Source organism: Acinetobacter sp. YH12021 (assembly GCF_013420145.1).
GTDB classification, from domain to species: Bacteria; Pseudomonadota; Gammaproteobacteria; order Pseudomonadales; family Moraxellaceae; genus Acinetobacter; species Acinetobacter towneri.
In genome coordinates, this window is record NZ_VOYT01000001.1 from 445,449 (window position 1) to 457,317 (window position 11,869).

Consider the following 11,869-nt stretch of genomic DNA (forward strand, 5'->3'; position numbering starts at 1 on the left):
ACAGTTTCCATGCGCGCGAGTCGCTTTTTATTTGCTACGTTAAGAGAAACCCCAAACGATGCCGAGGTGATTTCTCACCAGCTGATGTTACGTGCGGGTATGATTCGTAAATTGGCTTCAGGTTTATATACTTGGCTGCCAATGGGTGTACGTGTGCTAAATAAAGTTGAAGCCATTGTTCGTGAAGAAATGAATCGCGCAGGTGCTTTAGAAACATTTATGCCTGTCACTCAGCCTGCCTCACTTTGGGAAGAATCAGGTCGTTATGTGCAATACGGTCCTGAATTACTGCGCTTTAAAGACCGCCACGACAATCCTTTTGTACTTGGCCCAACACATGAAGAAGTCATTACCGATTTGGCGCGTAATGAATTAAAAAGCTATAAGCAATTACCAATCAACTTCTATCAAATTCAAACCAAATTCCGTGACGAAATTCGCCCACGTTTTGGGGTAATGCGTTCACGCGAATTTATTATGAAAGATGCTTATTCTTTCCATACCGATCAAGCTTCTTTACAAGAAACCTATGATGTAATGTACGACACCTACTGCCGTATTTTCTCGCGCTTAGGTTTAGACTTCCGCCCTGTACAAGCAGATACAGGTTCTATTGGTGGTTCTGGTTCACATGAATTCCACGTTCTGGCTTCAAGCGGTGAAGATGATATCGCCTTCTCTACCGAATCTGATTATGCAGCCAATATTGAAATGGCTGAAGCTATTTTGGTGGGTGAACGTGCTGCTGCAACCCAAGAACTCAACATTGTGGATACACCAAACCAAAAAACCATTGCGGAAGTTTCTGCATTTTTAGGCACAAATAGTAACCAATCAGTCAAAGCGCTCTTGGTTCAAGGTGTTGCAGATGAAACAGGTCAAGTGCCTGTGATTGCATTATTCCTGCGCGGTGACCATGAACTCAACGAAATTAAAGCAGAAAAGCATCCACAGATTGCTGCACCACTTACTTTTGCAACCGATGCACAAATTGCAGCTTTAGGTTTAACTGCTGGCTTTGTTGGTCCACAAGGTTTGGTTGAAAAAGGCATAACAGTGATTGTAGACCGTGCTGCATCGATATTGTCTGACTTCGTTGCAGGTGCAAACCAAGTTGATCAACACGCAACAGGTGTGAACTGGGAACGCGATGCACAATATACTGAAGTTTACGATTTACGTAACGTCGTTGAGGGCGATCCATCTCCAGATGGCAAAGGAACTCTACAAATTAAACGCGGTATTGAAGTCGGTCATATCTTCCAGCTTGGTACTAAATACTCAGAAGCGTTGGGCTGCAAAGTATTAGGTGAAGATGGCAAACCGTTTACTGTTACCATGGGATGCTATGGGATTGGAGTAACACGTGTCGTTGCCTCTGCCATTGAACAAAATTTTGATGATAAAGGGATTATTTGGCCTGCAGCCATCGCACCATTTGAAATTGCGATTGTACCAATGAACGCACATAAATCACCTCGCACATTAGAAGCAGCAGAAGCACTTTATGCTGAACTTCAAGCTGCAGGTTATGATGTATTACTGGATGATCGTAATGAACGTCCTGGGGTGAAATTCTCTGATCTTGAGCTTACAGGTATTCCGCACCGTATTGTGATTGGTGAGAAAGGTTTAGATGCAGGTACTTTTGAATATAAAGGTCGTCGTGATGCTGAATCTAGCAACCTGACGAAAGAAGAATTACTCATCAAAATTGCTAAAGAAGGTTAAACACTAAGCATAAAAAATCCCGCACAAGTTGCGGGATTTTTTTCATTTGGAATTAACAGAATTTCATACCACCATAACAGTTAGGGGTGACGTTCTGGTTTTGTAAAACCTTATCCGTTAATGTAATCGTAGCAGGGTTCTGAGTAGTATATTGCCCCACATTAATATTTAATTTTTTTTCAACAGGTATTCCAGCTAAAGATCCTAACGCAGCAAAAAAACCAACATCAATTGGTTCAGATTTATAAAGTAAATAATCACTAATTGCTTCAGCTACTTGTGGTAATACCGCAGAAATATCAACCTTATCTGTTGTTGCTAAATATCCCAGTTGTATAGGTTCTTTAAAAGACATCCACCACCCTTGTTGTGCAACATCGCCCTGATCAGCCCCCTGCCAATGCACAGGTTTACTTTGCAAAGATAAATAGCCCCCCGTACCATTGAGTGGAATATTGTGAATCATATTTAAAGCTTGAACAAAAGTAATATCCATATTAAGTTCATCCAAACTCGAACCTGCTGCCATTTTAAAGAATGAGTGCGTACCAACCGTACCTAATAAAGCCGGGAATTCCACATAAAGCTGGTCTTTTGAGAAGTCAGGAGTTCCCTGAACACTACCTGGTAAACTCTTACCCGACTCTGCAGCAGCTAAAGGAATAGAAGGAATAGATGAGCGAATACCACTCACTTTGGCAGCAGTCATACGTTGACCCGTAACCACCGTTTCTGGCATAGTAAAATCTACTTTCATAGAAGGAACTGTAATCCCTGTATGCCCTTCTGTTCTAACACCATTTGTAAATGGCTTACTATCAAACTGTCTTGTTTGCCCCAAAGCCTTTAAACGACCAGAAATAATTTCATCCTCGGTCATACCAAATGTCGCTTGCTCAGTAAATGAATGACCTTGAGTTTGTGCCATTTTCATATAACCACTAAAACTTTTAATCCCGTCATTTGGGTTTTGTACGTTATCTGTACCCAAAGTTAGTAGACCTAAAATTTCTTCAGCACCTAAACGAAAACCAACCACTTCACGTGTTGACGCACTATTTCCACTAATTGCAAACTCAATAAATGGATTGGTAATTTGCGCACTAGTACCCGCACGTTCACCATTAAACTCTGGACTACCTGTTGAATCATGGGACTTATTCAAACCACTTAGTGCAATATTAGAAATATCAATATCACATCCCGCTTTACCACCAATCGCATTATTTACACCACCACAACCTAATTGTAGTGTTTTAATGTTGGCATTAAGCTCCATGAGTGCATCAACACTCAGCTTATAAAAGTTGAGCCCTTGTGATTGATCTGTCGCAGTCATCAGGTTCAAAAGTGCCTGACCTTGTACATGAGATAACTGATCATCATTTAAAGCCTGCATCGCTTGAGCAGAATTGAATGAAAAAGCTGTACTTAAAATAGATGCAACTAAAATCGGTTTTTTCATTTTATTTCTATCCTTTAGCGTGGCGTAATGCCCAATGTACTGCGCATGGTTCCACCTGTAAGCGCGACAGATGCGATTTTCTGCATATTGCCATTGGTAGACATTGCAAAGTCTGTTTTAAAGGGTTGAGCAATATCATTTTTATAATTAAATTTAACTTGATTGTCTAAAGTAACCGTATCTGCACTAACGACGACTTTTCCTTTAACACCTAAATGCCCTTCCATACGATTCAAGTTAATTGAAGAAGTTTGAACAGTTTCATGATTCACTTGATCTTCATTAATCAAACTAAAATAACTACCTAAATTATTCGGATCTGCCTGTTCTGTGCTATCTAGACTTCTAAACTTAAAGTTCGCATCAAAAGACAAAAAATTTGAGTTCGGATTAGTAGCGGTTGGATCCATTCCAGGAATTACCAACAATTCACCATTTCCATCTAATTTAAACACAATTGTGGTTAACACATCATCTTTCTTAGAGAAATTGTCGTAGGGTACAAAGCTACCGCATTTCGTTGATTCTGTGACGCAATTGTATTTTGAACCTGGTAATTGCCCAATCGCTAACTCTGCTTTTGCTGCAACCAATAAATGATCTGCACGAATATAAATCCCATCATCTTCATAACCAATCACACCGTCGGACTGAATTAATGCATCAATATTTCTTAAACCAGCATAATAGTTAACAGTTTCTCCTGCATGCAGGCTGTTTTGCCCATCAATTAGGATAATAGAAGTGGTACTGGGCAAGCCTGTTTTTGAATCTATGCCATAACCTTCGGTAGAAACCATGGCGTTATAACCAATTCCCGTTTTATTCGTTCCATCATAAGGTGACAAATATTGTTTACCCGACAAGGCCACATTGGCATTTAAATTATAAATTGGAATTCCAATACCCCAAGAACCACCATCCCCTGTCAATTCATTTAAAGAGTTATCAGAAATAATTCTCGCTTTGGCCGCAATAGACTGAAAGTCCATACCACGAACAGCAATGAGTGAGAACTGATCACCTTCAAGCTCACTCGATAGCAACTGGTTTAAAATAGGACTGGTTGCACCAATGGTATTTTTAATATTTTCATTGACTAAAAAATTGAGATTTTTCGCTTGTACGGTATTAATATAAATATCGCCAAAATCGATATAGGCATTTTTATTGTGTAAATTACCTTGTGCATCACGGGTAGTTAGCGGTCTTAAATTCGAAAACTCAACCGCATAACTGCCTTTTCCTGTGTGCCCAATTTCTAAAGTTGTTGGTAATTGTCCTGCGGTCAAACCTGTCGTATTTTGATTGGTAAAATCAGCAGATAAGCCCAAATGCAAACCACCTTGCCCCACCACAGTATCGTAGCCTGTAACTGCGGTATTTTTAGTTTCAATTACACCATTGACCTTATTCGAAACGTCAAAATTGGCAACATTTTTTTGCTGCCCATTAAAAAACAATTTCGCATTGCTCACTGCACCAGATGCACCAAAGCGAATTAAATTTTTATCATCATAACGCAAGTCAATATTGACCCCAGGATTGGTTGCATTTTGTCGGCTACTTGCAACATCACTCAGGTCTTTCACTCGTCCAAGATTAACAAAATGGTCGGTGGTACCATTTTTAGTGGTAAAGACCAATCCCTCATCGGCATCAATATACATATAGCCGTCAGTCGCAAAATTAAAGTTAAAATCATGCAAAGATAATTGATGCTTACCTAAACCATGACTAATATTGGCATTCTGTAACTGGAAGTTTAAATGTGCCGTTTCATTTTGATTGAATAAACCTGCTTTGGTTTCTAATAATACTTTTAAAGGTGATTTCGTTTCTAAGCCGAACTGACCCAAACTTTGTGTTTCTTTAGTACAACTATTTCCGACACAGTTCTTTTTGACTAAGTTTAAATCTGCAGTCGCTTGAAAAGCGTCAATACTCGCATCTATACGCACACCTGCGCCAACATCAGTTTTCCCCACATCTAAAGCAAGCTTACTGATAATAGGCTGGTTATTCTGTCCTTGAATTTCTACATTATGTAAGCCTAAACCCTGTTGAGTTCCAGCCACTAAATCAGGATCATACCAATTGACTTGATTAATCGTGGCTTTAGACATTTCATGGGTGATTACAATACCATCTTGCCCACTTACATCAGACAAATGCTGGTCTGCAATCAGCTCTAAAGCATACACTTGTTGCGCACAAAGTACGCTCAATGTTAATAAATTCAACTGCATTATTTTTTTCATTTTTATTTCCCTATACTGTACTTAATCCTATATTCAACAACGACTTGCTGCTGAACCTGTACAGTTGTAGCTAAATATTTTCACATTGCCAGACATGTGCATATTGCCGTGAATATTTAAGCCCATAAATCCTTTTTCGGCGCCCCGATCAAACAATGGTACATCCAAAGATACCTCACTACCGATCGTTCCATCTGCTAAAATTTGTTTTGAATTATATTTCTCATAAACTGTTGAATTTGCATAACCCTCACCTTCAAGTTTAGAACCTGTTTCAATCGCCATGGTTGCAAAACCCAAATTTCTTATTTTCAACGGCTTATCATCATAAAACTTAAGCTGCATAGCCGTTTGTGGGTCATTTTTATGATTAATAATAGTCGTGCCATCTAAAGAAAACTTATCAATTTGTAGGGTGCCTTGAATTTGCTTAAATACCAGCCATTTTTTATTACCGTTATTATCTTCATGGTTATTGGGTGCAATCGCTAAACGACAGAGCACATTATTGTCAGCACAATTTTCACTATAGCGATAATAAACTTCTGTAGGTTTAGTCCCGCCATTAAATTTTGAAATATTGCTGAGTTCTAAATTTTCAGCATATTCATGGTTTAACGACAACGTCCAACTGAGATCTGCACCCCCTTGACCTGTTGCTTGGGTTAATTCATGATTTTCCAGTGCAATTAAATTGGCATGGGTCAAAGGACTACACATCAATGCAATACAAGACAGTTTTTTCAACATGATGATTCTCCTTTTATAGACCTGTTGTTTTAAATTTAAGGTGCTGAATCAGCACACCATCTATTGCAACTGAACCTAGATTCTTAGCAGTACCATCTACACCCTTAAATACAACACCTGTGGCATTATCATGATCCTTGGCACGCAACATATTATTTGGCAAGCGTTCTACAGTACCAATTGCAATACTACTATGCGTCGCATTACGTCCTTGATACATCGCAGTACTGTCATTGACATTGGCTTTTAGCGGTGTGCCACAGCTCACCACATTACAGGTTGAACCTGTAAATGCTGTAGAACCTAAATACCCACCCTTTCCGTCTTCATAATTTTGATAAATTTTATTGTAAATTTCAGGAACATTCGGAATACGTGTGACTTCCAGCACAATATTATTGCCCTCAGAACCAACCACAAAAGGCTGATACATATTCCCTAAAACTAAATTGACATTTGGACTATATAAGTACAAACCCTCTGTATCATGAAAAACTGGTGCTAATGAACCATCTATTGCTGGTGTGACCGCCGTTCCATCCAAAGTATCTGATTTTGCTGCTGTACTAATGCGGATCCCTTTACTATCTAAGTTTGAATCTGTGAAACTTAAATTCGCAGGATTATCATTAGTATTTAAACGCAATACACTTGCCATACCCAATGTTTGATGATGATTTGGATTATCAGAATCTAAAGTCTGAAATAGTCGAGTCTGCGAACCATTTAAACTTAAACCATTGGCAATAAACTGAGTACGCAAACGGTACTCTTTATCTAAACCAGATTTTGGCGCCCCAGTGCTTGGATCTACCTCTGCGCTTGAGTTCAACTGACGTGAAAAAATATCAGTCCAAAAACCCAATTTAATATTATTATCACTTTCAGTTGGCGTTGTAGTTGCGAGCGGTGCCTCTAATGCTAAATAACCAACATCTTTTTCTATATTTTTAAATTGTTTTACTTTTTCTGTGCCTGCACGGAATAACCATGGATTGTCTGCGGAACCCCAGTTAAAGCCCTGATTGCTATAACGGCTACTTAATGAGTTATCACTTTTAGATAATGCTAAACCATAAATAAAAACATCTGCTTTGGTTCTATTATGCGTTATATTTGCTTGCTGATTTACAGTATCACGTATTACTTGATTCGCATGCAATTCAACCTGTTTTAATGCATACACCTCTGCCAATGCTTTCGCATTTTTTACGGCGATAGGTGTCGCATCAATTGTTAGTTTTGCATTTACACGGCTAGTTAATTCATTCTTCCACTGATCAACATTATTTAAATCATTTAAAGCTGCATCACGCGAACGCTTCCTCTTTTCATTAGGTAATAAAAACCAATTCGCTCCCACATTATAAACTTCATTATACCAATAATCGTAACGTTGTTTATAAAGGGTTCCCGCCTGATCACTATACTCATATTCACGATAAGTTTTTTCATTTTCAACTTTCTTTGCTGCAAATGCTTTATCAAACTCACCCTGATAAACACGATTATATTCTGCAGTTTCCGATGTCTTATACACTGCTTTATGTGAATTATCATATTGATTCGTATAAGCAATTTTATATTTTTCTTCAAACTGCTTATTTTGAATATATTGATAATTCTCCCCCGTCGGGATAATACGAATAAAGCCCGTATCATATTGACTTGGGTTTTCTAAGCCACGTGTATAGCTCGACCCTGTAGAAAGATCGTTCGGTTGCTGGAACACCATCTTGAAGTCATCAAGAACTAAAGCAACCCCTTCGCCTGTGGTATTTGACAAAGAGTCATCGGAGAGTGCTTGTAAAGCATAACTCGGATTCGTCAAAAATAAGCCTATCGCAGTGGCTAAGCAACGCTTACGAAAAGGGAAAGTAATTGCGTGTTCAGTCATCTCGACCTTCCTTTTATCTGATGCTCCGCATCTTTCTTTTATTTATCTATAGCTTGGCTATTTATTTGAGTGTTTTTATCCTTAAAAACGTGATTATGCCAAACCATTCTCATATTTAATTATGCTGAATATTTATGCAAATGCAAAACAAACTGGCTAAACAGCACAGCTTTCCGATGAATGAAAAAAAAGCGAGCACATTGGCTCGCTTGTTCAACAGAAAAATTGTGATGGGTTAATCACTTATGCTTTAGGCAAGGTCACGCCTGTCTGCCCTTGATATTTACCACCACGGTCTTTGTACGAGGTTTCACAAACTTCATCTGATTCAAAGAACAACATTTGTGCCACACCTTCGCCTGCATAAATACGTGCAGGTAAGTTCGTGGTATTGGAAAACTCTAAAGTTACATGACCTTCCCACTCTGGTTCGAGTGGCGTCACATTCACAATAATACCGCAACGTGCATAGGTCGATTTACCTAAACACACTGTCAATACATTGCGCGGAATACGGAAATATTCAACGGTACGCGCCAATGCAAACGAGTTTGGCGGAATGATGCACACATCTGACTCAATATCGATAAAACTTTTTTCATCAAAGTTTTTTGGATCGACAATTGCGGAGTGAACATTGGTAAAGACTTTAAATTCACGTGCACAACGTACATCATAACCATAACTAGAAACACCATAAGAAATGAGTTTCTCGCCATTTTCGTCAAAGCGAACTTGGTTTTCTGCATACGGTTCAATCATGCCGTGTTTTTCGCTCATTTCGCGAATCCAACGATCAGACTTAATTGCCATTTATTTTCTATCCAAAATATGAATGTTTAACTGTGCTGTACTTTAACTGAAATCTAAGTTAATGAAAACCAGCCGTTTCCCTCACATCGCTTTTTTAAGTGCAATGATTAGGGGCTGTTGACAATTCGTCTATGTTTGCGACATGAGAGATATATCTCGCAAGGTTTTTTAGCTGATATAAGGCATGGGACAGGAAATTTAGTCATTCTAAATGACTGGCACATAACGCAATAGCAGCAAAAAATATGCTTGTCCCCTTGCGCAGCAAACAAAGCAATGCTTTGTTCTCGCTCATGTGGCTAAAACTTTCTCAGATTGCGTTATGAAACTTGGCAATAGACCCACTATTCCCTGCGTTTCATGCCTGATCTGCTCAGTTTTAGCCTACAGCGCAAGCCATTTATGAAATGTCAACAGACCCTATTTCCAGTAGATACAACTTTTAGATACAACGTTGGCTTTATAGACTCAACAAAGCCGAATAACTTAAAGGAATTGAAAAGCTCAGCAACACAATAGAAGCTGTTTTTTGTAGATTGCACTGATTGAGCCAGCTAATTTTATTTTTAGCGAGCACCGAACCAATAAATGTCCAGAAAAAAGCAATCGGCACGATTAAACATAAAAATGCCAACATGTGTGCCACATAATAGTCTGCTTTTACCCATGCAATCGTTGGGAAAATTGCAGAGGCGAACAACAATGCTTTAGGATTCAGTAAAGTCGCTAAAAATAGCTCACTCGCACGGATCGTAGGTTGATTAAAGCTTTGCTCGACTTTAGCCGTGCGCCATAATTTAATCGCCAAGAAAATAATATAGCTTGCACTGAATAATTTTAGAATGGTGGGCAACAACGGGAGATGAGTAGACACCGTACCAATTAAGGCGCCCCAAAGTGTAATAGAAATCAAATAACCCAATGCTTCTGCTGGAATTAATCGGAAAGATTTGCGGATACCAACCTGAATACCTGATGATGCAAGCAAGGTATTGGTTGGCCCTGGTGTCAATAAAATTGTGATCACCAAACCGATAAAAAACCATGAAATCATGCATTGACCTCACTACTGAATGAGCGCAGATTAAAATAGTTCATTGCAATTGGCAAAAAGTATTTTGTAAGACAAATTCTTGATCAGTTTAACATTTTAAGTTTATTATTTTATTCAATCACTTATATAAAAAATATTTTTTAATTAAATGGTAACTTATAAGTCATTTTATCTTAACATTTTTAAGGTATTTAGAGATTAAACACCATTAAATCAGATGCTTGTGTATTTTTTAATCAAAAAAAATAGCTCACCGAAGTGAGCCAAATTTTCAAAATATTGTGACTTAGCTTTTAAAGATGAATCAGTCAAAATTTAAAGAATGATAACTTAATGACTGCAACTGCAATCATTCCAAGCTGAGATCCCTCACTAGAAAATACGATTCTGATCTTTTTCAGCTTTAGGCAGTTTTTTTGCAATTTGCTGAGCAATCGCAATGTAACTATCGGCAGCATCATCGCCTGCAATCACTGACGGCGTACCTGCATCGACATTTTCACGAATACTGACATTCAATGGTAAACGCCCAAGTAACGGAATGTCATATTGTTCTGCCAGTTTATCGCCACCACCTTGACCAAAAATTTGTTCTTCGTAGCCGCAGTTTGAGCAGATATGCGTCGACATATTCTCAATTACGCCCATGACAGGGATTTGCACACGATTAAATAGTTCGATGCCTTTGACAGCATCCATTAAGGCAACATTTTGTGGTGTAGTCACAATCACCGCTCCCGTTACAGGAATACGCTGTGCAAGTGTCAATTGAATATCCCCCGTTCCTGGTGGCATATCAATCATCAACACATCTAAATCTGGCCATAAAGTTTGATTAAAGAGCTGCATTAATGCACCTGTGGCTTTTGGTCCACGCCACGCTACAGGTGTATTGTGGTCACCTGTTAAATGTCCGATGGATAACACAGGCATCCCAAAAGCATCCAATGGTACAAATTGCTCAGCTTCAATCATTGGAGTTTTGCCAGCATTGCCGAGCATGGTCGGAATACTTGGACCATAAATATCAGCATCTAATACGCCAACTTTTAAGCCTAGCTTTTGTAATGCCAAAGCCAAATTTACAGTAGTGGTAGATTTTCCAACCCCGCCTTTACCTGATGACACCAAAATCACGTTTTGAATACGTGGATGTTTTGGCACATCACGCTGTTGTGGCGCAGCTTTTTGAATAGGTGGATTATTCGGATCTGCTTCTTGCGCTGAGCTTTGACCCGCAGCATCGACCACTGGTGGTAAATTAGAAGATACAGTCTGAGCTTGAGTAGATGATGAACAGCTTTCGCCCGCAGCATGTTGATGACCACAACTTTCTTGCTTTGCTTGACCCGTTTTTTGCTGAATCACATGCATATTCAATTCTTTAATGCCGCATTTTTCTAAAGCATCTGCCAGTTCATCATGAATTTGTTGTAAATGTTGTTTTTCTTCAGGATAAGTATTGATGGTGATTTGCAGAATATCACCTTGCACATTCACTTGAGAAATACGATCTTTTAAAGCATGTTCAGATTCAGGCAATATATAACTTTGTAGCACGTGCTGAATAGCTTCCTCATTCACCGTATGCAAAGGTGAAAAAACTGATTTAAGTGAAGAAAGCCAAGACATAGATTTACTCCAAAGTTTGGAAATACCGCGATTTTGATAGTGTAACGATAATTCAGTATAAGGTTAAGTCGTGCTATCACTGAAATACTTAATTCTGAGTATATTGCTTGGTTTTTGACATGATTTATCTTCAAATGCAGACCAAGAGCTTGTTTCGATATTGTATTTAGCCTTCTAAGCGGATTTGAAAAGAATTCCTGGAATCCCTTGTGCATCTATGTGCTATCTAAGGTAAAATTGCCCGAATTGCATCGTCCCTATTTGAG

Annotated in this window: 8 protein-coding genes; 1 reads left to right on the forward strand and 7 read right to left on the reverse strand. The window is 38.8% G+C overall.

Going from position 1 to position 11,869, the window contains the following annotated elements:
* Positions 1 to 9: 9 nt before the first annotated feature.
* On the forward strand, positions 10 to 1,731 hold the full coding sequence (locus FTT91_RS02050) for a proline--tRNA ligase (protein WP_180168873.1): 1,722 nt from the start codon (positions 10 to 12) through the stop codon (positions 1,729 to 1,731).
* 52 nt (positions 1,732 to 1,783) lie between these two features.
* Here the strand turns inward: FTT91_RS02050 and FTT91_RS02055 are convergent, their stop codons facing one another.
* From FTT91_RS02055 to apbC, 7 genes are all read right to left on the reverse strand, one after another.
* Positions 1,784 to 3,196: a hypothetical protein gene (locus tag FTT91_RS02055; protein WP_178867159.1), complete on the reverse strand. Its 1,413-nt coding sequence runs from the start codon at positions 3,194 to 3,196 to the stop codon at positions 1,784 to 1,786.
* A gap of 14 nt (positions 3,197 to 3,210) precedes the next feature.
* Complete coding sequence (locus FTT91_RS02060) at positions 3,211 to 5,457, reverse strand: DUF6160 family protein (RefSeq protein ID WP_180168874.1); 2,247 nt, start codon at positions 5,455 to 5,457, stop codon at positions 3,211 to 3,213.
* Positions 5,458 to 5,490: 33 nt separating this feature from the next.
* Entirely contained in the window at positions 5,491 to 6,207 is a 717-nt protein-coding gene (locus tag FTT91_RS02065) for a hypothetical protein (protein ID WP_178867163.1), read from the reverse strand.
* A 13-nt stretch (positions 6,208 to 6,220) separates the two neighbouring features.
* On the reverse strand, positions 6,221 to 8,104 hold the full coding sequence (locus FTT91_RS02070) for a hypothetical protein (protein ID WP_180168875.1): 1,884 nt from the start codon (positions 8,102 to 8,104) through the stop codon (positions 6,221 to 6,223).
* A 243-nt stretch (positions 8,105 to 8,347) separates the two neighbouring features.
* The gene (gene dcd / locus FTT91_RS02075) at positions 8,348 to 8,917 is read right to left on the reverse strand and encodes a dCTP deaminase (RefSeq protein ID WP_004975507.1); all 570 of its coding nucleotides are present in this window, start codon (positions 8,915 to 8,917) and stop codon (positions 8,348 to 8,350) included.
* A gap of 460 nt (positions 8,918 to 9,377) precedes the next feature.
* Complete coding sequence (locus tag FTT91_RS02080; RefSeq protein WP_070152620.1) at positions 9,378 to 9,971, reverse strand: LysE family translocator; 594 nt, start codon at positions 9,969 to 9,971, stop codon at positions 9,378 to 9,380.
* Between the two features lie 372 nt (positions 9,972 to 10,343).
* Complete coding sequence (gene apbC / locus FTT91_RS02085; protein ID WP_180168876.1) at positions 10,344 to 11,603, reverse strand: iron-sulfur cluster carrier protein ApbC; 1,260 nt, start codon at positions 11,601 to 11,603, stop codon at positions 10,344 to 10,346.
* Positions 11,604 to 11,869: the final 266 nt, after the last annotated feature.